Origin of the sequence: Azospirillum sp. TSO35-2, from assembly GCF_003116095.1 — a bacterium.
Lineage (GTDB): Bacteria > Pseudomonadota > Alphaproteobacteria > Azospirillales > Azospirillaceae > Azospirillum.
Genome location: NZ_LGRA01000022.1, coordinates 422634 through 444971, shown reverse-complemented (window position 1 = coordinate 444971; position 22338 = coordinate 422634). Strand labels below are relative to the sequence as shown.

The following is a 22338-nucleotide window of genomic DNA, read 5'->3' as shown; positions in this document are numbered from 1 at the left end:
CTTACCGCGCGGCGTCGGGCAACCGGGCCCCGCCGCGCGCGTAGATCTGGATCGGCCGGCAATCGTCGTCGACGGTGACGACGATGGCGCCCGGCTGGTTCGTCAGCCCGATCCAGGCGTCGTAGCGGACGATGCGGTCGCGGATCTCGTCGCGGTAGAGACCGTAGGCCACGCTGCGAATCTGCGGGGCCTGCACCCCCGACCCGGTCAGCACCGACGCCACCGACGGGTTGCACTCGTTCGAACTGGCCCGCTCCAGCGCCGACAGGACCGCCGGGTCCGGCCGGGCGACCTGCGGCGTCGGGATCGCGCCGCATCCGGCCAGCAGCACCGCCAGCACCCCGGCGCCCGCCGCGCGCACCCCGGCCGTCCGGGCGAGGTCCACGGCCGACGGCCGCGTTGCCAAGTTCCGCATCCTCATGGGATAAGCCCTCATTGCTCACACTCTGTTCCTGATATGATCCTCAATATAGGGTGTCCGGCCCGCCCGCCGACTGAGCTTTCGTGCAAATCCCCTGTCACATCCCTGCGGCATGATCGCCGACGCCGGATGCGGGGCCGCCGCGGCCCTTGCCTCGGGCACGGCTTTGGCGCAAGACGTCGCCATCACGCCATCCTTTGCGACGTCCAAGCTGCGGAGCCGCCCCGATGACCGCTGACACCAATTTCGTCCCCACCTGCGACCTGTTCGACCGGTTCAAGGACGCCGCCCGCTTCGTGCTGCCCGGTTTCCGGGATTTCGGCGCCGTGACCCGCTTTTCCGGGCCGGTCGTCACCGTCAAGTGCGTCGAGGACAACTCGCGCGTCAAGGAACTGCTGGCCACCCCCGGCGCCGGCCGCGTCCTGGTGGTGGACGGCGCCGGCAGCCTGCGCTGCGCCCTGATGGGTGACATGATCGCGGCGTCGGCGGTCAAGAACGGCTGGGCCGGCGTGGTCATCTGGGGCTGCGTCCGCGACGTGGCGGAGCTGGCGACGCTGCCGCTCGGCATCAAGGCGCTGGCCGCCACGCCGCGCGCCTCCACCCGCCGCGACCAGGGGCTGGTCGACATCGCCGTGGAGTTGCCGGGCGCCCTGGTCCAACCCGGCGACGTTCTGTTCGCCGACGAGGACGGCATCGTCCTGTTGACCGCCGAACAGGCCGCCTCAGTGAAATAAAGCGCCGGCATCGAAGTGGTCATACCAAGCACAGGTAATACCAGTATCGAAACCGTGGCCACTTCATCCTGATCCATGCGGGAAAGCCGGGCGCCCCCTTGCTCTTTCACTTGAGCGGGGATATAAACCCGTCCTGAGTTCAAGCGGGCCGTCTCACGGTTCCCATCCAAGGGCCGGCCTTTCATTTATGAGGAACCCTGCCGTGCTCGAAGCCTACCGCCAGCACGCGGCCGAACGCGCCGCCCTCGGAATCCCGGCTCTGCCCCTGACCGCCAAGCAGACGGCGGAGCTGATCGACCTGCTGAAGGCTCCGCCGGCGGGCGAAGAGGCGTTCCTCCTCGATCTGATCACCCACCGCGTTCCGGCCGGCGTCGATGACGCCGCCCGCGTCAAGGCCGGCTTCCTGGCCGCCGTCGCCAAGGGCACCGACAGCAGCCCGCTGATCTCCAAGGTCAAGGCGACCGAACTGCTGGGCACCATGCTCGGCGGCTTCAACGTCCAGCCGCTGATCGACCTGCTGGGCGACGCCGAGTGCGGCGCCACCGCGGCCGAAGGGCTGAAGAAGACGCTGCTGGTCTTCGACTTCTTCCACGACGTCAAGGAACTGGCCGACAACGGCAACGCCAACGCCAAGGCGGTGATCCAGTCCTGGGCCGATGCGGAGTGGTTCACCTCGCGTCCGGAAGTCCCGGCGTCGATGACGCTGACCGTCTTCAAGGTGACGGGCGAGACCAACACCGACGACCTGTCGCCGGCCCCGGACGCCTGGTCGCGCCCGGACATCCCGCTGCACGCGCTGGCCATGCTGAAGAACCCGCGTCCGGGCATCGAGGCGGACGAGCCGGGCCAGCGCGGCCCGACCCGCCAGCTCGACGAGCTGAAGAAGAAGGGCAACCTGATTGCCTATGTCGGCGACGTGGTCGGCACCGGCTCCTCGCGCAAGTCCGCCACCAACTCGGTGCTGTGGTTCACCGGCGAGGACATCCCGTTCGTCCCGAACAAGCGGTTCGGCGGCGTCTGCCTCGGCACCAAGATCGCCCCGATCTTCTACAACACCATGGAAGACGCCGGCGCCCTGCCGATCGAGCTGGATGTCGGCAAGATGGACATGGGCGACGTGATCGAGCTGCGCCCCTATGAGGGCAAGGCGCTGAAGAACGGCGAGGTGATCTCGGAGTTCACGGTCAAGTCCGACGTGGTCTTCGACGAGGTCCGCGCCGGCGGCCGCATCCCGCTGATCATCGGCCGCGGCCTGACCGCCCGTGCCCGCGAGGCGCTGGGCCTGCCGGCCTCGACCCTGTTCCGCCAGCCGGCGGCCCCGGTCGACACCGGCAAGGGCTTCAGCCTCGCCCAGAAGATGGTCGGCCGCGCCTGTGGCCTGCCGGAAGGCAAGGGCGTGCGTCCGGGCACCTACTGCGAACCGAAGATGACCACGGTCGGCAGCCAGGACACCACCGGCCCGATGACCCGCGACGAGCTGAAGGATCTGGCCTGCCTCGGCTTCTCGGCCGATCTGGTGATGCAGTCCTTCTGCCACACCGCGGCCTATCCGAAGCTGGTCGACGTCAAGACCCACCACGAGCTGCCGGACTTCATCTCGACCCGCGGCGGCGTCGCCCTGCGTCCGGGCGACGGCGTCATCCACTCCTGGCTGAACCGCCTGCTGCTGCCCGACACCGTCGGCACCGGCGGCGACAGCCACACCCGCTTCCCGATCGGCATCAGCTTCCCGGCCGGTTCCGGCCTGGTCGCCTTCGCCGCCGCCACCGGCGTCATGCCGCTGGACATGCCGGAATCGGTGCTGGTCCGCTTCAAGGGCACGATGCAGCCGGGCGTCACCCTGCGTGACCTCGTCAACGCCATCCCGCTCTACGCGATCAAGGCCGGCCTGCTGACGGTCGAGAAGAAGGGCAAGAAGAACATCTTCTCCGGCCGCATCCTGGAAATCCAGGGTCTGCCCGACCTGAAGGTGGAGCAGGCGTTCGAGCTGTCCGATGCCTCGGCCGAGCGGTCGGCGGCGGGCTGCACCGTGCAGCTCAGCAAAGAGCCGATCATCGAGTACATGACGTCCAACGTCACCCTGATGAAGTGGATGATCGCCAACGGCTACGCCGACGCCCGCACGCTGGAGCGCCGCATCAACGCGATGGAGGCGTGGCTCGCCAACCCGCAGCTGCTGACGCCGGACGCCGACGCCGAGTACGCCGCAGTGATCGACATCGACCTGGCCGACATCCACGAGCCGATCCTGGCCTGCCCGAACGACCCGGACGACGTGAAGACGCTGTCGGAGGTTGCCGGCGACAAGATCGACGAGGTCTTCATCGGCTCCTGCATGACCAACATCGGCCATTTCCGCGCCGCCGGTAAGATCCTGAACGGCAAGTCGGACATCCCGACCCGCCTGTGGATCGCGCCGCCGACCAAGATGGACGCGATGATGCTGAGCGAGGAGGGCTATTACGCCACCCTCGGCAAGGCCGGCGCCCGCATGGAGATGCCCGGCTGCAGCTTGTGCATGGGCAACCAGGCGCAGGTCCGCAAGGGTTCGACCGCGGTGTCGACCTCGACCCGCAACTTCCCGAACCGTCTGGGCATCGACACCCGCGTCTACCTGTCCTCGGCCGAGCTGGCCGCCGTGGCGGCGCTGCTGGGCAAGATCCCGACCAAGGAAGAGTATCTGGCCCAGGTCGGCGTCTTGAACGAGAAGGCCGGCGAGGTCTACCGTTACATGAACTTCGACCAGATCCCGACCTTCCAGGAAGTCGCGGACAAGGTCGTCGTCGCGGCGTAAGCCTGACGGGCATCGTTCTCTGACAAAGCCCCCGCCGGAGCGATCCGGCGGGGGCTTTTGTGTCTCACCCCTCCGGCCGGCAATAGGCGCTGCGGTCTTCCGCCCGCGCCGGGTGTTCCAGGTAGATGCCGCGCCGCGGCACCGCGATGCGGTCGAACTCGTCGGCCAGCCGGTGCAGCGCCGCCCGCATCTCCGCCCCGCGCATCGGTTCGCCATGGCCGGTCACCACCAGCTCCGGCTCCAGCGCCGCCAGCCGGGCGACCGAGTCCCGCGCCTTGTCCCATTCGACGGTGAAGTACATCGGCGGGCCATGCATTTCCGCCCGCTGGACGGCGACGGCGTAGGCCGATTCCTGACCGGTGGTGACGAAGGCGTCGCCGACGATCATCGCGCGGTCCTGCTCCCGCCAGAACGACACATGCCCGACGCTGTGTCCCGGCGTGTGGACCCAGCGCCAACCGGGCATCTCCGGCACGGTGCCGTCGTCGGGCAACCGGCGCAGCCGCGATCCGACATCCACCGGCTTGCGCGGGTAGAAGCGGGCCAGCGCCGCCATCGCCCCGCCGCCGACCGACGGGTCGCCGGGCGGGTAGGCGGCTTGGCCGTTCAGATAGGGGTGTTCCAGTGGGTGGGCGTAGACCGGGGCGTCCCATTCCTCCGCCAGATCCTCCAGCGCGCCGACATGGTCGAAATGGCCGTGGGTCATGACGATGGCGGCCGGACGGGCGTCGCGGCCGAAGCGTTCGGCGGCCGCACTTTTGATGAAGCCCTTGGTGCCGATCAGCCCGGTGTCGATCAGCACCCAGCCACGGTCCCCCGCACCGGCAGCGCCCTGGAACACCACATTGACGATGCCGAGCCGGCGGTAGGCGAGGTCGGGCGCGATCTCGTGCGTGTGGTCGTTGCGCAACGCGTCCAGCGCAAGATCGATCGCGCTGCTGTCCTCCGACAAGGGAATCTGCGTGGCCATGATGTCGCTCTCCCGTTGTATTCCTCGACAACAGGACGGGCGCGCACTTGTCGTGCCCAATTTTCCGGTCGGCGCGCGAAAAGCCCCCACCGATCGGGAACCTCACCCCCCGCTCCCGCGCGGTGGCGCGATCGGCTTGGCCCATGCTATTCTCCCACCACCGCCCGCCGATGCGAGCGGTCCTGTGCACACAAAAACCCCGGCACCGCTCGCAAAAGCGAGGCCATTGATTTTTCTGGGATCTTTGACATCGTTCAGAACGAAGAGGGATCAAGATTCCTGACCAACCCGTCAGATCCGGGCACCGCTCGCAAACGGGGCGATTTTCTGTCGTGGTTCAGATGGTTAGGGGGTAGACTGTATTCCCGAGCAGAAGTGCTCAGGCCTCATTGAAGCCCGAGAACTGCGCAAACATCGGCCAGCACGAACCACGGCGTATTCCCGAGCAGAAGTGCTCAGGCCTCATTGAAGCCAGCGCCGGCTGGTGTCGGACTCCGGCATGACCCTGGGTATTCCCGAGCAGAAGTGCTCAGGCCTCATTGAAGCGACGGCGAAGGCGAGCAGCTCGCCGCCGTCTGCACGGTGAAGTATTCCCGAGCAGAAGTGCTCAGGCCTCATTGAAGCCGTAGCGACGGCATGTCTCAGCCCTCCCGCCGCGCTGTATTCCCGAGCAGAAGTGCTCAGGCCTCATTGAAGCGCGGAGGCAGCCCGCGACATTGCCCTGGGCGCCTCCAGTATTCCCGAGCAGAAGTGCTCGGGCCTCATTGAAGCGGGCTGCATATTCCATCCTGCTGCGGGTCAGATGCGTTGCAGGTATTCCCGAGCAGAAGTGCTCGGGCCTCATTGAAGCCATGTCCGTGAAGGTCAGGCGGTTGCTGTAGCCGACAGTATTCCCGAGCAGAAGTGCTCGGGCCTCATTGAAGCACATGGCTCACCCGTTACCACGATATGACCTTCCCCGAGTATTCCCGAGCAGAAGTGCTCGGGCCTCAATGAAGCCAGAGGACACGCGACAACGAACACACGGCGGCGTCGGTATTCCCGAGCAGAAGTGCTCGGGCCTCATTGAAGCCAGGACATCAAGACCGTGCGCTCCGAGCTGCCCGGTTGTATTCCCGAGCAGAAGTGCTCGGGCCTCATTGAAGCCGCGGCGGTATCCACGGTGACCGTCGCGTCCATGGTGCTGTATTCCCGAGCAGAAGTGCTCGGGCCTCATTGAAGCCGGCCGTTCGACAGGTAGGCGAGGACGAAAGCCTCGTACTCCCGAGCAGAAGTGCTCGGGCCTCATTGAAGCGTACCAGGCTGACGGGTGGCGCTCACGGCTTGTCTCCCTGGTACTCCCGAGCAGAAGTGCTCGGGCCTCATTGAAGCTCACCGACATCCGAAAGCTCCGCCTTGACTTTCCCGCGTACTCCCGAGCAGAAGTGCTCGGGCCTCATTGAAGCACCATCTCCACCGTGATGCGCCCCGCCTCCGCCAGATCGGGTACTCCCGAGCAGAAGTGCTCGGGCCTCATTGAAGCCCGGACTTGATCTCGATGCCAGTGAGGCAGCGATCCAGTATCCCCGAGCAGAAGTGCTCGCCTCCTAAGGTGTTCCGCTCCAGCGACCCTTCACCCACAGCGTCACCGCGGTGTCAGGCGGCCCAGGCCTGACGGAAACGTTCGGCGCGGGTTGCCAGGTCCGCCACCGGGAGGCCTGGGCTGTAGAGGGCGGAGCCGAGGCCGAAGCCGGCGGCGCCGGCCGCGCGGTAGGGGGCCATGGTGTCCGGCGTGATGCCGCCGACCGGCAGCAGCCGCACCGACGGCGGCACAACCGCGCGCATCGCCTTCAGGATGGTCGGGGTGATCAGCTCCGCCGGGAACAGCTTCAGCGCGTCGGCGCCGGCGGCCAGGGCGGCGAAAGCCTCGGTCGCGGTGGCAACGCCCGGCACGCAGGCCATGCCGGCGGCTTTCGCGGCGCGGATCACCGCGGTGTCTGCGTGCGGCATCACCACCAGATCGGCGCCCATGCCCGCCAGCCGCTCGACGTCGGCCACCGCCAGCACGGTCCCGGCGCCGACCAGCGCGTCCGCGGGCAGGCGCCGGCGGATCGCGGCGATGCTGTCGAACGGGTCGGGCGAGTTCAGCGGGACCTCGATCAGCCGGAACCCGGCGTTATAGAGCGCATCGGCCGCCGGTTCGGCTTCCGCCGGGGTCAGGCCGCGCAGGATGGCGACCAGCGGCAGCGCGGCGAAGGCGGCGTCGAGGCGGGTGGCCAAATCGGACATCGGAACGGTCATCGGGGGCAATCCTGAACAATGGGCCTGAACAATGGGCCTGAACAATGGGCCTGGGCAATGGAGGCGCGGAACCAGCGAAGGCGGTCAGGCCGCGGGCAGCAGGCCGGCCGCGGCGGCGAATTGGAAAAGCCCGCGCGGCGCGGTGTTGCCGAGCTGTGCGGTGGGCGCAACCCCCAACACAGCCAGCGCGCGGGCGTAGCGTCCGCACAGCCCGCTGTCGCCGATCAGCAGCAGCGGCGTGCCCGCCGGCTCCGCCCGCAACCTGGCGAGTCCGGACACCAGCTCGTGCCCGATCAGCAGGCCGGACAGATAATGTTTCAGGCTTTCCGCGGGCAGGCGGCGGGTCAGACCCAGCGTGCGGGTGGCGAACAGCTGGTGGGGCAGGTCGCCCGGCCCGGCGGTGGAGGCTGCGCGGACGCCGGCCTCGAAGGCCGCAGCCTCCTGGTCGGGCGTCGCCTCCGCCCCCTCCGGCATCAGCCGGCCGAGGATGGAGTGGGTCCGCAGCACGGCGAACAGCTCCCCGGTCATGTAGGTGGAGAAGCCGGCGATGCGGCCGTCGGCGATGCGCACCCATTTGGAATGGGTGCCGGGCATCGCCACGCAGGCCCGCGCCGCCCAGGTGGGGTTTTCCGCCAGCGCGCCGGCGATCTGGATCTCCTCGCCGCGCATCACGTCGGGCGTGCCGCCGGCCGGGTCGTGCAGCACACCGGGGGCGATCAGGATGCGCCGGCCGTCGGCGCTGTCCACCGACGCCGCGCGGTTGGCGAGGGTCAGCGCGTCGGCCGGGGTGGTCACATACGGTGCCTCCACCCAGCCCTGGGCGCTGCCGACCATGCCGCCGGCCACCACCGGCAGGCTGGGGTTGGTGGCCAGCCAGTCGCCGCACAGGTCGGCGAAGGCGCGCTCGAACCCGGCGGCGCCGGGCAGGGGCAGGTTCTGAATCCCGTGCGCGGTTGCCCGCTCCGCCAGGATGTTGGCGCGGCCGTCCATCAGGAAGCCGCGCAGGCTCGACGTGCCCCAGTCCAGCCCGATCAGAACGGGAGCCGCGTGCGGGGCCTCTCGGGTGCTGTTCATCGCCAATTCCTGGAAATCGTCCGGTCGACCATGCGCATGGCCGGTCAACCTGTGGAGAATGCTAGGTCGCGACGCCGATAACGTCAAATAGTTTCTCAATTGTCCATATAGTGAGACACTTTTTCGATGCGCCGACGGGCCGTCGCGACGCCGGTCACGACAGCCCGATGATCGCGCCCCGGTGGAGAGCGTGGATGGCGTCAGGCTTTCCGTGCCCCCGGCCACAGCCGGACGACCAGCGCGGTGGCGGCCGTGGCGGTGGCTAAGACGGTGACGCCCATCCACCCGAAGAGTCCCAGCGCTTGGCTGCCCAGCGCCGCGCCCAGGGCCATGCCGATGAACATCGTCGTCATCAGCACCGCGTTCAGCCGGCCGCGGGCTTCGGGGTCGAGGCTGTAGATGATGGTCTGGTGGGCGATCAGCGCGGCCTGGATGCCCAGGTCGAACCCGACCGCGCTGCCCAGCAGGAGCCACAGCCGCCCCTGAGCCGGAAACAGCGGGGAGAGCGCCATCGCCGCGAAGGAGATCACGGCAAGGCCGGCGCCCAGGCGTGTCACCAGTTGCGGCCCGCGGCGGTCGGCGATGCGGCCGGCCAGCGGCGCGGCGAGCGCACCCGCGGCCCCGGCCAGACCAAAGGCACCGGCGGCGGCCGGCCCCAGGTTGAAGGGCGCGCCGTGCAGCATGACGGCCAGCGTCGACCAGAAGGCGCTGAACCCCATCGACAGCAACCCCTGCGCCAGCGCGGCGCGGCGCAGCGCCGGATGCCGCGCGGTCAGCAACACCAGCGAGCCCATCAGCGCGCCATAGGACAGTTGCGTCGTCGGTGTGAAGCGCGGCAGGCCACGCCACAGCGCCGCGGCCAGCAGGGCGATGCCGGCGGACGCGGCCATGAACATCGCGCGCCAGCCGAATTGCTCGGCCACCACGCCGCTGACCACGCGCGACAGCAGGATGCCGAGCAGCAGGCCCGTCATCACCGTCCCCACCATCCGGCCGCGCTGTTCCGCCGGGGCCAGGGTGGCGGCGGCCGGCACGATGTCCTGCGCCAGCGTGGCGGCCAGCCCAAGCAGGAGGCTGGCGGCGAGCAGCAGCCCGACCGACGGCGCCACCCCGGCCAGTAGCAGCGCCGCGCTCAGCACCACCGCCTTCGTCACGATGATGCGGCGGCGGTCCCAGCGGTCGCCCAGCGGCGCCATCAGCAGCAGGCCCAGCGCGTAGCCCAACTGGGTCAGCGTCGGCACCAGCCCGACGGACTGGTCGGTGGCCTGCAGGTCGCCGCCCAGCATGGCAAGCATGGGCTGGCTGTAATAGAGCGACGCCGCAGCCATGCCGGCGCCGGTGGCCAGCAGCAGGACCGGAGGGTTGACGCCGGCCGGCGCGGCGATACGCAGAGCGTCATGCGTCGGCTGAATGGTGGACTCTTCAATGCAGGACATGGTGGGAAGCCCCTGTGTGAACCGTGGGGCGGAGTATGGCCACAAGGTTCGGGCATCGGTAGCCGGCTGCCCCGTACTAGTGTTATACGTAACGCGTATGAAGACCGACCTGCACACCAGCAGCGCGACCGCCGACCGCGTTGCCCTGCTGGAAACCTTCGTCCGCATCGTCGAGGCGGGGACCCTCTCGGCCGCCGCGGCGCAACTCGGCAGCACCCAGCCGACGATCAGCCGCCGGCTCCAGGCGCTGGAGCGGTCGCTGGGGGTGCGGCTGCTGCAACGCTCCACCCACGCGATGACGCTGACCGACGATGGCGCCCGCTGCTACGAGCGCGCCAAGGAGCTGATCGCCGGCTGGCAAAGCTTCGAAAGCGAGGTGCGCGGGGCGAGCGACGAGCCCGCCGGCCTGCTGCGGGTGATGGTGCCGCACGCCCTGGGCCAGCACCAACTGGTCGGGCCGTTGGTCGACTATCTGAAACGCTACCCCCGCATGGCGGTGGAATGGCGGCTGGAGGACCGCACGCCAGACTTCACCGCCGAAGGCATCGACTGCGCCATCCAGGTCGGCGAGGTCAGCGACCCCTCGGTGGTGGCGCTGCGCCTGGCGGAGGTGCCGCGCATCGTGGTGGCGGCGCCGTCGCTGCTCGACGGTGCGCCGCTGCCGACCGAGCCGGCGGAGCTGCAACGGCTCCCCTGGCTGGCGATGCACACCTTCTACCGGACCGAGATCCGGCTGACCCACGCCGTCACCGGGGAGATGGTGCGCGTGCCGATCCGGCCGCGGCTGTCGACCGACGGGCTTTACGCCCTGCGCAACGCCGCGGTGCTGGGGGTGGGCGTCGCCGTCGCCTCCGCCTGGGCGATGAACGAGGAGTTGGAGGCCGGCCGGCTGCTGCATCTGGCGCCGCAGTGGCGGGCGCCACCGCTGCCGGTCCACATCGTCTACCCGCCGGCGCGCTTCTACCCGGCACGGCTGCGCCGCTTCATCGACATCATGCGCAACGCGCTGCCGCAGGCGGTGGCGGCGCTGCCGAGCCGGCCGGAGCAGGACCAGCGGGATCAGACGCCGAACGGGTAGGTGTCGGGCACGCCGCTGCGCGCGTGCTCCGGACCGAGCGGCGTCACCGCCCGTGTTTCGTCGAACCAGACATAGGCGTCGAACTGCTGCGGCAGGCTGGCTTCGGAATAATGGCTCCGCAGCTCGGTGTCGGGCCGGTAGATGACGCCGATGAAGCGCTCGAGCCGGGACGGCAGCAGGCAGCGCCGCACCGCCTCGTTGCGCTCGGCGCGCAGGTCGAGCAGGAAGCGCGGCACCCCGGACTCGTGGCACAGCCGTTCATAGCTGTCGGGACGCGACGGCCGGACCCGCTTCACCTCCATCGCCTCGCCCCAGTCGGTCGCCGCCGCGACCGTGCCGCTGTGGGTGCCGAAGCCGATCAGCGCGGCCGCGTCGCCGAAGCGCTCCCGGCAGAGCTGGCCGATGTTCAGCTCGCCGCGGGTGATGCCCATGTCGGTCTGGCGGGCGTCGCCGATGTGCGAGTTGTGCGCCCAGACCACCGCCCTGGCCTGCGGCCCCTTGGCATCCAGCAGGGCGGTGAGCGTTTCGAACATGTGGGTGTCGCGCAGGTTCCAGCTTTCGGCGCCGCCGTAATACATGATCCGGTAATAGCGCTCGGCCGTGGCGATCAGGCGGGCGTTCTGCGTGGCGTCCAGGAAGCGGTCGCCGTCCTTGCCCGCATAGTCCAGCCGTTTCTCCAGCAGCGCCCGGCACTGGTCGATCACCGCCGCCTCGCAGCGCCGGAAGCCCTGCGTCAGGGCGGCACGGCCGTAGGTCGAGGGATCCTTCTGCCAGGGCGTCAGGCAGCCGTAGCGCTCGCGCGCCACCGCCGCGGCCTCCGGATCGACCCGGTCGAGATAGTCGAGCACCGCGGCGATCGATCCGCCCATGTTGTAGAGGTCGAGGCCGTAGAAGCCGGTCCGCCGGTCCGGCGCGGCGACGCCCCGGTTGTGGTCGTGCAGCCAGTCCACGAAGGCGGCGACGTCGGTGTTGCGCCACATCCAGGTGGGGAAGCGCTGGAAGGGCGGCTCGTCCGCCACGCCGTTGCGGGCGCCGCGGTCGCGGACATGGCGGTCCACCGCCGCGGCGTCCGGCCAGTCGGCCTCCACCGCGACGATGGTGAAGCCGTGCCGCTCGACCAGCCGTTTCGTGATGGCGGCGCGGGCGCGGTAGAACTCCGACGTGCCGTGGCTCGCCTCGCCCAGCAGCACCACGCGGCGGTCGCCCCAGCGGTCGAAGAACCGGCCGAAGGCCGGATCGTCGGGGTCGGGCAACGGCTCCGCGGCGGCGGCGATCATCGTCGGCACCGTCCGCCGGGTGGGCCCAGGCGTGTGGTCAGGATTGAGGTTGCCGGACGGACGGGTGCCGTCCTCCGCCCAGCCCTGGGCGCCGATCAGCGGCACGAAGGCGACCCGGCCGCGCTCCTCGCGGTCGTACGCGGTCCCGCTGCGGCGGACGATCTTCAGCAGCGTCTGTTCATGCTCCGCCCCGACCGGGATCACCAGCCGGCCGCCGACGGCAAGCTGGTCCTTCAGCGCCGGCGGCACGTCCGGGCCGCCGGCGGACACCAGGATCGCGTCGAACGGCGCCTCCTCCGCCCAGCCGACGGTGCCGTCGCCGACGCGGACCGTGACGTTGCCGTAGCCGAGTTCCCGCAGCCGGCTGGTCGCCGATTGGGCGAGCGCGGAATGCCGCTCGATGGTGAACACATGCCCGGCATCGTGGCCGACGATCTGGGCGATGACCGCCGCGGCATAGCCGGACCCGGTGCCGACCTCCAGGACGCGGTCGCCGGGTCCGACCTCGGCGGCGTCGATCATGGCGGCGACGATGGCGGGCTGGGAGATCGTCTGCCCTTCGGGGATCGGCAGCGGCGAGTCCGCATAGGCGAACTCCGCCATGTCGGCAGCGACGAACCGTTCGCGCGGGACGGCGCGCATGGCGGCCAGCACCGCCTCGTTGCGGATGCCGCGCCGTGCGATCTGCGTGTCCACCATGCGCTGGCGCTGTTGATTGACATTGGCCATGGTCGCCTCCCGCTGCCGCCGGTGGTCGGTGGGCAGCCTTGTGCTCGGGCATGGCTCCGTGGGCTCGGATCCGATCCCGGAGAGCCTTCCACAGCGAGGCCAACATGCGGGCCACCCGCAGGTTCCGGCAAAAAAAGAGCGCCCGGCGGGGGACCGGGCGCGTCGAGGCAAAAACGGGAGAAAAATCATCACCCCCATGGTGATGCAATCGGGAGATCGATTGTGGTGTCACCGTCGCATCACCCGGTCCCGCCACCCTTGACCGCGGTCAAGCTGCCGCGGCCAAGCTCAAGAAAAACGCTTTTCCCTCTCAGTCCCCCATCGCCGGCTTGGGCACGGCGCCGTCCATCCCATCCTCGTCCGCCGTTTCCACCTCGGGCCGCGGCACGCGGAACCACGCGGCGTAGAGCGCCGGCAGGAAGAAGATCGTCAGCACCGTGGCGCCGGCCAGACCGCCCATGATGGCGACCGCCATCGGGCCCCAGAAGACGCTCTGCGTCAGCGGGATCATGGCGAGGATGGCGGCGGCGGCGGTCAGCGCGATCGGGCGGGCACGGCGGACCGTCGCCTCGACGATGCTGTCCCAGCGCGATCGGCCGCTGCGGATGTCCTGCTCGATCTGGTCGACCAGGATGACCGAGTTGCGCATGATGATGCCGGCCAGCGCGATGACGCCCAGCATGGCGACGAAGCCGAAGGGCAGGTTGAACAGCAGCAGCGAGGCGGTGACGCCGATCAGCCCCAGGGGCGCGGTCAGCAGCACCAGGAACACCCGCGAGAAGCTCTGCAATTGCAGCATCAGCGTGGTGATCATGATCAGCAGCATCACCGGCATCATGGCGTTGATCGAGTCCTGGCCCTTGGCGCTTTCCTCGATGGCGCCGCCCATGGTGATGGCGTAGCCGTCGGGCAGGGTGGCGCGCAGCGCGTTCAGCTCGGTGTTCAGCTGGGTGCTGACCACGGGGGCCTGCAGGCCGCCGGTGACGTCGCCCTTGACCGTCATCGTCGTCTCGCGCGCCCGCCGCCACAGCACCGGTTCCTCCAACTCGTAGCGGACGGTGGCGACCTGGCTCAGCGGCACGGCGGTGCCGCGGCCGGTGCGGACGCTCAGCTCGCCCAGCCGCGACAGGTCCATCCGCTCGTCCGGCGTGGTGCGCAGGGTGACGCCGATCAGCTCCGTCCCCTCGCGGTACTGGGTGACGGTCATGCCGTTCAGCAGCAGTTGCAGGGCGTTGGACAAATCCTGCTTCGACACGCCGAGCGCCCGGGCCTTGGCGTTGTCCACCTCCAGCCGGACGCGCTTGGCCAGCTCGTCCCAGTCGAGATGGACGTTGGCGGTGTTGGGGTGGGCGCGCATGGAGTCGCGCACCTTGTAGGCGATCTTGCGGATGGTCGCCGGATCCTCGCCGGTGATGCGGAACTGCACCGGGTAGCCGACCGGCGGGCCGTTCTCCAGCCGGCTGATGCGGACGCGGGCGGCGGGGAAGTCGGATTCCAGCGTCGGCTCCAGCCGCTGCATGAAGCGTTCGCGCTCCTCCAGCCCCTTGGTCATCACCATGAACTGGGCGAAGTTGGCGGTCTCCAACTGCTGGTCGAGCGGCAGGTAGAAGCGGGGCGAGCCGCCGCCGGTGTAGGCGACCCAGTAATCGACGTCCGGGTCCTTGGCCAGCACCGCTTCCATCCGCTTGACCTCGGCGGCGGTCGCCGCGAAGGAGGAGCCTTCGGCCAGACGGACGTCGATCAGCAGCTCCGGCCGGCTGGCGGAGGGGAAGAACTGCTGCTGGACATGGCCGAAGCCGACCAGCGCGGTGACGAAGGCCGCCAGCGTCACGGCGATGGTGGCCCAGCGCGCCCGCACGCAGGCCTCGATCATGCCGCGCAGGATGCGGTAGGCGCGGGTGTCGTAGATGTCCAGCTCGTGCCCGTCAGGCACCACATGCTTGGGCTTGGGCAGCAGCAGCCAGCCGAGATAGGGGGTGAAGACCACCGCGACGATCCAGGACAGCAGCAGCGACAGCGCCACCACCCAGAAGATCGAGTTGGTGTATTCGCCGGCGGCCGACGCGGCGAAGCCGACCGGCACGAAGCCGGCGGCGGTCACAATGGTGCCGCTCAGCATCGGAAAGGCGGTGGAGGTGTAGGCGAAGGCGCCGGCCTTCAGCCGGTCCCAGCCCTGTTCCATCTTCACCACCATCATCTCCACCGCGATGATGGCGTCGTCGACCAGCAGGCCCAGCGCGATGATCAGGGCGCCCAGCGAGATGCGCTGCAAATCGATGTGCAGGATCTGCATCGCCACCAGCGTCATCGCCAGCACCAGCGGCACCGCCAGCGCCACCACGATGCCGGTGCGCCAGCCCAGGCTGATCAGGCTGACCAGGATGACGATGCCCAGCGCCTCCACCAGCGATTCGGTGAACTCGCCGACCGAATGCTCGACCACCTTGGGCTGGTCGGCGATCTGCGCCACCTCCAGCCCGGCCGGCAGTTCGGCCTTGACCTTCTCCATGGCGGCGTCGAGTTGCCCGCCCAGTTTCAGCACGTTGCCGCCCTTGGCCATGACGACGCCCAGCCCGATGGCGTCGCGGCCGTTGTAGCGCAGGGTGTAGCGCCGCGGCTCGACGTAGCCGCGCTTGATCTCCGCCACGTCGCCGATGGTCAGCAGCCGGCCGCCGCTTTCAACCGGGATGGCGCGGACGGCGGCGGCGGTGTCCACCCCGAGATCGACGCGGACATAGACGCGCTGCGACCCGGTGTCGACGTCGCCGGCGGCGGCGACGGCGTTCTCGCGCTGCAGGGCCTGGATGACGCTGTCCACCGGCAGCCCGAAGCTGGCGAGCCGCTGGCTGTTGATCTCGACATAGACGCGCTCTTCCTGCGGCGCGATCAGGTCGATCTTCTCGACGCCGGGCAGCTTCAGCAGGCGGGCGCGGGTCTGCTCAGCCACCTTCTTCAACTGGGCCGGGGTGAAATCCTCGCCCATGAAGGCGTAGATGCCGGAATAGACGTCGCCGAACTCGTCGTTGAAATAGGGGCCGTTCACGCCGTCGGGCAGGGTGCCCTTGACGTCGCCGATCTTCTTGCGGACCTGGTACCACAGATCCGGCACCATCTTCGGCGGGGTGTAGTCCTTCAACTGGACAAAGACGACCGACTCACCGGGCTTGGAATAGCTGCGGGCGACGTCGTAATAGGGCACCGCCTCCAGCGTCTTTTCGATGCGGTCGGTGACGAACTGCTCGACCTCGCGCGCGGTGGCGCCCGGCCATTGGGTGCGGACCACCATCACCTTGAAGGTGAAGGACGGATCCTCCGCCCGGCCCAGGTTCTTGTAGGCCAGCGCGCCGGCCAGCACGCTGGCGAGCATCATGAACAGCACGAGCGTGCGATGCGACAACGCCCAGGCCGACAGGTTGACGCGGGAGTGGTTCATCGCTGCGGCTCCGTCCAGACGCGGACCTTCTGGCCGGCGTCGAGCTTGTGGACCCCGGCGGTGACGACGCGCTCGCCGTCCTTCAGCCCGCCGCCGACCAGCGCCAGATCCCCGGCGTAGGCGGCGATGGTGACCGGCCGCAACTCCAGCCGGTCGTCCGGCGCCGACAGCACCCAGACCGCCGGCGCCGCGTCGCGCTGCGTCAGCGCCGACAGCGGCAGGCGGGCGACCGCGCCGGCCTTGGCCGAGGCGGCGGTCACGGTGGCGGTCATGCCGAGCTGCACCGACGGCGGCGGGTCGACCAGCTCGATCTTGGCCTGGAAGGTGCGGGTGTTGGGATCGGCGCTCGGCGACAGCTCGCGCAGGGTGCCGGCGATGCTCTGGCCGGGGTGCGACCACAGCTCCACCGACAGGCGGTGGCGGGGCAGGGCGGCCACCTGCTGTTCGGGGATGTTGGCGACGGCGTCCACCGCGCCCAGCCGGGCGACGCGCAGCGCCGTCTGGCCCTGCGCCACCACCTGGCCCGGCTCGATCAGCGTCGCGGTGACGATGCCGGCCTCGTCGGCCACCAGCGTGGCGTATTGCGCCGAGTTGTTCAGCACGCGCAACTGCGCCTCGACCTCGTGCACCTTGGAGTCGGCCTTGTCGAGCGCGGTCTTGCGGCGGTCGTATTCCTGGCGGGTCGTCCACTCGCCCTGGCGCAGCGTGGCGTAGCGCTGGAAATCGCTGCGGGCGTTGGTCGCGTCAGCCTGGGCGGAGGCGAGCTGCGCCTGCGACGCCCGGATCTGCAGCTGCAGGTCGGTGGGGTCGAGCCGGGCCAGCGGCATGCCGGGTTCGATGCGGGTCCCGACCTCCACCAGCCGGGCGGTGACCTTGCCGCCGACGCGGAAGCCGACGTCGGCCTCCACCTTCGGGCGGATCACCGCCGGGTAGCGCACGCTGTCGGCCAAGGGTTCCAGCGCCACCGTGGCGACGCGGACCGGCCGGGCGTCCGGCTCCAGCGCCGCGGCGGCGGAGTGGGTTTCCTTGCAGCCGCTGAGCGTTCCGGTGAGCAGGCCGGCCAGCGCCAACGCGCCGGCCGTTGCCATGATGGAGGGCGCCGACCGCCCCGTCCCACGCCGGATCATACCACGTCTCCCCACTGGACTGGACTGTATCGTACTGCTACCGTCCTACTCCGTCGATCGGACCACGTCAAGAGTGAACGGTACAGTTCAGTGCAGTCAACGGACCACGAGTTTTCCAACCCGGCCCTTCCCCCCGACGCCAAGGCCGAGCAGATCCTGTTCGCCGCGCGCGACGTCTTTCTGGAACTGGGCTACGCCGCGGCCTCGATGGACCTCGTGGCGCAGCGGGCGCGGGTTTCCAAGACCACGCTCTACACCCGCTTTCCGTCCAAGGAAGAACTCTACACCGCGGTGATCTCGGCCGAATGCGACCGGTACGGCATGCGGTTCCGGCCGGAGATGTTCGACGGTGTTCCGGTGCGCGACGTCCTGGTCGGGATCGGAACGCGCTTCATCGACCTGATCTGGTCGGAGCCGGCGATCCGCGTCCACCAGTCGGTGGTCGGCGAGGCGGCGCGGATGCCGGAGGTGGCCCGCCTGTTCTTCCAGGCCGGTCCGGAAAAGGCGATCGCCGCCCTCGCCGCGCTGTTCGAGCGGATGGCGCAGCATGGCCTGATCGTGACCGACGACCCGGCCTTTGCCGCCAACCAGTTCCTGGCCACGATGAAGGGCGGCGCCCACTGCGCCCGGGAGTTGGGCCTGTGCCCGGTGCCGACGGAGGCGGAGCGCGACGCCTTCGTGGCCAAGGCGGTCGACCTGTTCCTGCGCGGGATCCAGCCGGCCGGGCAGTGACGGCGCACCGTCAGGCCAACTGGAAATAGCGGCCGACCAGCCCGCGCAATTCGGTCTCGACGCCGTCGTCGCCCAGCGCGGTCAGTCGGGCGTGCAGGCCTTCGGCGATGGCGGTGAAGCGGGCCAGCACCACCGGGTCGAAATGGCCGCCCGAACCGGCACGCAGAATGTCCATGGCGACGGCGAAGGACATCGGCTCCTTGTAGGGGCGGCGGGAGGTCAGGGCGTCGAACACGTCGGCGACGGCGAAGATGCGGGCGGTGACCGGAATCGTCTCGCCGGCCAGCCCGACCGGATAGCCGGAGCCGTCGAACTTCTCGTGATGACCGCCGACCACATCGGCCGCGTCGGTCAGCCAGACCGAGGACGCGACGATGTCCAGCCCATGGGCGACGTGGGTCTTCATCACGGAGAATTCGTCGGCGTCCAGCTTGCCGGGCTTCAGCAGGATGCGGTCGGGGATGGCGATCTTGCCGACGTCGTGCAGGAAGGCGCCCTTGACCAGCCGGCGGATGGCGTCCTCTTCCAGCTCCATCGCCTCGGCCAGCCGGATGGCCAGGATGGTCACCCGGTAATTGTGGGCGTTGGTGTCGCTGTCGCGCTTGGCGATGGCGCTGCCCAGCACCGTCAGCGTGTCGATGTTGGCGTCCAGCAGGCCGCGCGACAGCCGCAGAACACCGCGGTTGAAGGCGCCGAAGATCGGCAGCAGCACCAGCGCCGTTCCCAGCACCGACAGGGAGGACACGCCGACCACCGTCATGGTGTCGAGCAGGATCTCGCGCGACCGCTCGGTCGACAGTTGGAAGACGCTCTCGAAATAGCCGAGCAGCGTGCCGTCGCCATCCACCAGCGGTTCCATCGTCTGGATGAAGATGCGGCCGTCGAGCGTGAAGCGGTCGTACTGGAAATCCCCCACCGGCGGGAAGCCGTGGCGGTTGGCCGACAGCCGCTGTTCGGCCCATTCGGCGTCGGGCGCCACATACTCCGCCGTCTTGGCACGGCCGGCGTCGTAGAGTTCGGTGACGATGAACCGCCCGTCGCGGCCGGCGGTGCGGGCGTCGTCGCGGCTGCTCATGAAGCGGTGCAGCAGATCGTCCAGCTGGGTGTTCGCGGCCCCGGCCGATAGGGCCGCCCGCGTGTCGGTCAGGAAGGCGGCGGATTCGCGCTTCGCCAGGTCCGACACCCGTTCGTCGGCGATCTCGACCTCGATCAGGAAGGCGACGCCGCCGATCAGCAGGGCGAGGAACAGCGCGACGCCGGCCAGACGCAGCAGGATGGAGCGGACGGTCGGCAGCGTCGCCGTCGGGCCGCCGCCGCGGCGGCCGAGGGATGCGCGGCCGAGGAACAGGCGGCCGAACACATGCGACGCGATCGACGCGCGATCCGGGCGCTCCGGCGGCCGATCGGTCATCCCCGCACCATTCCGATCCATGCCATCCTCCTCAAGCCCGGCCGTCCGCGCGCATTTGACAGCCGCGGCCGGCAATGGTCAACCGGGGCGGGAGGCCGGGCATCGGCGGATCGCCGCAGGCGGCACGGCGGGGCGGCCCACGACCGGCGCCGGAACCGTTCCGTTCAGGCGGCGTTAAGATTTGCCGCCGCACAGTGCGGCCGGCCCCACGGTGGGGCGTTGCGGTGGGGCGTCCAACCCGTCCCACCGGTCTCGTGCCGGAAGGAATGTCTTCGATGTCCGCTTGCCCCTGCGGCTCAACCCGTCCGTTCGACCAGTGCTGCGGCCCCATCCTGGCCGGGGAGCCAGCGCCGACCGCCGAGGCGCTGATGCGGTCGCGCTACACCGCCTTCGTGCGCCGCGACCTCGACCACATCGAGCGCAGCCACGCCCCGGAACTCCGCGCCGACTTCAACCGGGCCGAGGCCGAGCGGGTCGCCGAGGAGTGCGAATGGAAGGGCCTGACCGTCATCAGGGCGCAGGAGGACGGCGACGTCGGCAGCGTGGAATTCTCCCTGCTGTTCCGCCGTGACGGCGAGGACCTGCGCCATCACGAGCGCGCGAATTTCCGCCGGGACGATGGGTGGTGGCTCTATGTCGACGGCGTGGTGAACCCTAAGGATCCGCCGCGCCGGGTGGTGAAGATCGGCCGCAACGACCCTTGCCCCTGCGGATCGGGGCGCAAACACAAGGCCTGCTGCGGGCGCTGACCCGCAGCGGCGCCCGACAGCCTCCGGAGGATCGCCATGGCCGCCCGCTTCGCCTGCACGGCCTGCGGCAAATGCTGCCACGGTTGGCTGCCGCTGACCCTGGCCGATGCGGTCGCCCACGCCGGGCGCTTTCCGCTGGCGATGGTGTGGACGCCGGTGCGCACCAACGCCCGCTCCTACGAGCTGGCCACCCGGCTGGGGGCGACCCTGCGGCTGCCCACCCGCAAGACGGTGGCGGTGCTGATCGTGCCGACCGCCTATCTGCCGCCGTCCTATCCCTGCCCGGAATTGCAGCCCGACCAGCTCTGCGGCATCCACGCCGACAAGCCGTCGCGCTGCCGCAGCATGCCGTTCTACCCCTACCGCGAGGAACGCGATCAGGCCGACCTGCTGATTCCGCGCAAGGGCTGGCTGTGCGACAGCTCGGCCGCCGCACCGGAGGTCTACCGCGACCACGCCATCCTCGATCCGGCCGACTTCAACGCCGAGCGCGCCGCCCTGCTGGAACAGGCGCCGACGATGCGGACCTATGCCGATTACCTGCTGAAATACCGGCCCTGGATCGCCGATGAGCTGGCGAAGCTGGCGGCGAAGCCGACCGGCGGCAATCTGGTCACCAGCCTGTCGTCCTTCCTGACCGCCACCCGCCGCCCGGACGCGGCCGCCATCGCCGCCGGGCAGGCACCGCTGTTCCACGCGCTGGCCGAACGCACCCGCGACGACCCGGCGCTCGCCGACTACCACCGCAACTACAGCGGCTGGGCGAAGGAGATGGACAGCCTGGTCCAGCGCGGCGGGACAGCCGGGGGCTGACGCATCAGGCCGCCGCGCACCAGTCCCGCCACGCCCTGCGCAGGCCGTCCTCCAGGTCATGGGTGAAGGCGGCGGCGTCGCCCAGGGTCGAGGCGGCGATGCGGCGGCGCAGGTCGGCGCGCAGGCAGCCCAGGTCGCGGTCGGCGGCGACGATGCAGGCGAGGTCGACATAGTCGCCGATGTCGCGGGCGACGAACTCGTCCAACCCGACCTGACGCAGGATGCTGGCGGACAGCCGGCCGGCCGGCCGGTCGCCGGCCAGCGTCACCACCGGCACCCCCATCCACAGCGCCTCGCAGGTCGCGGTGCCGTTGTAGGGGAAGCTGTCCAGCGCGATGTCCACCGTGTTGAAGTCCCGCAGGCGGTCCGCCACCGTCGCGCCGCGCGGCAGCCGGTCGATCCGTCCGGCGCCGATGCCGGCACCGGCGAACATGCTCCGGAAGCGGTCGCTGTCACCCCGGCCGACCATGTCGTCCGCCAGCAGCCGCAGCCGCGATCCCGGCACCCGGTGCAGGATCTCGGCCCAGGCCGCCACCACGGCAGGTCCGATCGCCGCCGCGGGGAGGAAGGCGCCGAAGGTGACGGCGCCGTTGGCCGCGCATGGCGGCGGTGTCAGCGCCGGGGCATCCTCCGGGGGGTGGTAGCAGTGGAAACCGCGCGGCAGCCGCAGGGTCCCGGTCCCGGCGTGCCCGTCGCCGCCGGCCGGGCAAAGCACGCCATCGGTGATGGTCAGGTCCATGGCCGACGGCGTCGCCGAGTCCGGCGCCCCCAGCCACGACACCTGGATCGGCGCCGGCCGGCGGGCGAACACCGGCCGCCCGCTTTCCAGCGCATGGCCACCGATGTCGACCAGGATGTCGATGCCGTCCTGGCGGATGCGCCGCTCCACCGCGTCGTGGGTCATGCCATGGACCTCGCGCCAATGGTCGGCCAAGCCGGCCAGCCGCTGCGTCACCGCGTCGGTGAAAGGGCCGGTGGCGTAGCCGTAGACCTCGAAGCGGCCGCGGTCGTGCGCCGCCAGCACCGGTTCGGCGAAGCAGGCGAGCGGATGCGCGCGGAAATCGGCGCAGACATAGCCGACGCGCAGGCGCCGTTCCGGATCGGGCCGGTTCGGGTGATCGGTGGGCGGCACCGCGGCGTAGGGCAGGGGCCAGCCGCGGGGCCGTCGGTCCGGCGTGCCATGCAGCGCCACCGGAACCCGCAACTGCAAATGGCGATGGCTGCTGTCGAGCGCCCGCGCCGGGGCGATGTCCCGGCTGTGGCTGTAGGCTCCCATGGAT

General features: G+C 69.8%; 16 protein-coding genes and 1 CRISPR repeat array. Of the genes, 6 read left to right on the top strand and 10 right to left on the bottom strand.

Annotated features, from left to right (window positions below):
- Window position 1: 1 nt before the first annotated feature.
- Window positions 2–406 carry a hypothetical protein gene (locus tag TSO352_RS31880; protein ID WP_247872582.1) on the bottom strand — a complete coding sequence of 135 codons (405 nt, stop codon included), beginning with the start codon at window positions 404–406 and terminating at the stop codon, window positions 2–4.
- 242 nt (window positions 407–648) lie between these two features.
- Here TSO352_RS31880 and rraA point away from each other — a divergent pair, with 242 nt between their 5' ends.
- Together rraA and acnB are read left to right on the top strand one after the other, a co-directional pair.
- Window positions 649–1155: a ribonuclease E activity regulator RraA gene (gene rraA / locus TSO352_RS31875; protein WP_109111283.1), complete on the top strand. Its 507-nt coding sequence runs from the start codon at window positions 649–651 to the stop codon at window positions 1153–1155.
- 202 nt (window positions 1156–1357) lie between these two features.
- Entirely contained in the window at window positions 1358–3949 is a 2592-nt protein-coding gene (gene acnB / locus TSO352_RS31870; RefSeq protein WP_109111282.1) for a bifunctional aconitate hydratase 2/2-methylisocitrate dehydratase, read from the top strand.
- A gap of 64 nt (window positions 3950–4013) precedes the next feature.
- On the opposite strand, the gene TSO352_RS31865 is transcribed toward acnB, so the two are convergent.
- From TSO352_RS31865 to TSO352_RS31850, 4 genes are all read right to left on the bottom strand, one after another.
- Complete coding sequence (locus tag TSO352_RS31865; RefSeq protein WP_109111281.1) at window positions 4014–4919, bottom strand: MBL fold metallo-hydrolase; 906 nt, start codon at window positions 4917–4919, stop codon at window positions 4014–4016.
- 359 nt (window positions 4920–5278) lie between these two features.
- Window positions 5279–6441: a CRISPR direct-repeat array (repeat unit 33 nt; unit sequence TCCCGAGCAGAAGTGCTCGGGCCTCATTGAAGC).
- A gap of 113 nt (window positions 6442–6554) precedes the next feature.
- Window positions 6555–7199 (bottom strand): 2-dehydro-3-deoxy-6-phosphogalactonate aldolase, encoded by a 645-nt coding sequence (locus tag TSO352_RS31860; protein ID WP_247872581.1) that lies wholly within the window; start codon window positions 7197–7199, stop codon window positions 6555–6557.
- A gap of 84 nt (window positions 7200–7283) precedes the next feature.
- A complete protein-coding gene (locus TSO352_RS31855; RefSeq protein ID WP_109111280.1) occupies window positions 7284–8273 on the bottom strand; it encodes a 2-dehydro-3-deoxygalactonokinase in 990 nt (329 codons plus the stop codon).
- A 200-nt stretch (window positions 8274–8473) separates the two neighbouring features.
- Window positions 8474–9709, bottom strand: a complete 1236-nt coding sequence (locus tag TSO352_RS31850; protein ID WP_109111279.1) for an MFS transporter — start codon at window positions 9707–9709, stop codon at window positions 8474–8476.
- A gap of 97 nt (window positions 9710–9806) precedes the next feature.
- Between TSO352_RS31850 and TSO352_RS31845 the strand changes: the two genes are divergently transcribed.
- Entirely contained in the window at window positions 9807–10787 is a 981-nt protein-coding gene (locus TSO352_RS31845; protein WP_247872580.1) for a LysR family transcriptional regulator, read from the top strand.
- On the opposite strand, the gene TSO352_RS31840 is transcribed toward TSO352_RS31845, so the two are convergent.
- The 3 genes from TSO352_RS31840 to TSO352_RS31830 all read right to left on the bottom strand — a co-directional run bounded on the left by TSO352_RS31840 (window position 10769) and on the right by TSO352_RS31830 (window position 17314).
- Window positions 10769–12793 carry a protein-L-isoaspartate(D-aspartate) O-methyltransferase gene (locus TSO352_RS31840; protein ID WP_109111278.1) on the bottom strand — a complete coding sequence of 675 codons (2025 nt, stop codon included), beginning with the start codon at window positions 12791–12793 and terminating at the stop codon, window positions 10769–10771. The genes TSO352_RS31845 and TSO352_RS31840 overlap by 19 nt on opposite strands.
- 310 nt (window positions 12794–13103) lie before the next feature.
- The gene (locus TSO352_RS31835) at window positions 13104–16226 is read right to left on the bottom strand and encodes an efflux RND transporter permease subunit (protein WP_109111277.1); all 3123 of its coding nucleotides are present in this window, start codon (window positions 16224–16226) and stop codon (window positions 13104–13106) included.
- Window positions 16223–17314 (bottom strand): efflux RND transporter periplasmic adaptor subunit, encoded by a 1092-nt coding sequence (locus TSO352_RS31830; RefSeq protein WP_247872579.1) that lies wholly within the window; start codon window positions 17312–17314, stop codon window positions 16223–16225. Before TSO352_RS31830 ends, TSO352_RS31835 begins: the two co-directional genes overlap by 4 nt.
- 129 nt (window positions 17315–17443) lie before the next feature.
- Here TSO352_RS31830 and TSO352_RS31825 point away from each other — a divergent pair, with 129 nt between their 5' ends.
- Entirely contained in the window at window positions 17444–18085 is a 642-nt protein-coding gene (locus TSO352_RS31825) for a TetR/AcrR family transcriptional regulator (protein ID WP_247872578.1), read from the top strand.
- 10 nt (window positions 18086–18095) lie between these two features.
- Here the strand turns inward: TSO352_RS31825 and TSO352_RS31820 are convergent, their stop codons facing one another.
- Window positions 18096–19517 (bottom strand): HD-GYP domain-containing protein, encoded by a 1422-nt coding sequence (locus TSO352_RS31820; protein WP_247872577.1) that lies wholly within the window; start codon window positions 19515–19517, stop codon window positions 18096–18098.
- A gap of 254 nt (window positions 19518–19771) precedes the next feature.
- On the opposite strand from TSO352_RS31820, the gene TSO352_RS31815 reads away from it, so the two are divergent.
- Window positions 19772–20245 carry a YchJ family metal-binding protein gene (locus TSO352_RS31815; RefSeq protein WP_109111274.1) on the top strand — a complete coding sequence of 158 codons (474 nt, stop codon included), beginning with the start codon at window positions 19772–19774 and terminating at the stop codon, window positions 20243–20245.
- Window positions 20246–20281: 36 nt separating this feature from the next.
- The gene (locus TSO352_RS31810) at window positions 20282–21058 is read left to right on the top strand and encodes a YkgJ family cysteine cluster protein (protein ID WP_109111273.1); all 777 of its coding nucleotides are present in this window, start codon (window positions 20282–20284) and stop codon (window positions 21056–21058) included.
- Between the two features lie 4 nt (window positions 21059–21062).
- Here TSO352_RS31810 and TSO352_RS31805 read toward each other — a convergent pair whose 3' ends face one another.
- Entirely contained in the window at window positions 21063–22334 is a 1272-nt protein-coding gene (locus TSO352_RS31805) for a hypothetical protein (RefSeq protein ID WP_109111272.1), read from the bottom strand.
- Window positions 22335–22338 lie beyond the last annotated feature (4 nt).